The sequence below is a fragment of the Herpetosiphon llansteffanensis genome (assembly GCF_003205875.1).
Taxonomy (GTDB): Bacteria; Chloroflexota; Chloroflexia; order Chloroflexales; family Herpetosiphonaceae; genus Herpetosiphon; species Herpetosiphon llansteffanensis.
On record NZ_PUBZ01000059.1, the window covers coordinates 1 to 401 of the forward strand.

General features: G+C 29.9%; 1 protein-coding gene. It reads right to left on the reverse strand.

Annotated elements, in window-relative coordinates; all coding sequences use genetic code 11:
* The coding region (locus C5S61_RS27730; RefSeq protein WP_164689216.1) for a hypothetical protein at positions 1–401 on the reverse strand (401 nt) is incomplete at both ends.

Here is a 401-nt window from a genome sequence, read left to right on the forward strand (position 1 = left end):
ATTATTATCATTTTCATTAATACTCAATTTTTTATCAGTAAATGCGCGTATTACAGATATATCTTCCATTAATGAAGTAATATCTGTCTTATTATTTACAGATCTACATTTATATCCATTGATTTCATTAATAGTACTAGCATTATAAAAATTATTATTTAAATTGCTTATTCTTTTTTTTATATCCTCCTGCGATTCCTTAATTCTCTGAATTATTTCCCTATCAATCCCAATTTCCGTTAATGAACCAAGTGGATCATCACGAAATCTTCGTGCATTATCGCTATCCTCCTCTATCCAAGAGAATACCTTATGCTGAATAGATACAAGATACTGTTTTATATCATTGGGCAGAGATGATAACACTAAATCCTGTCTCTTATAAACATCTGACGCTGCCG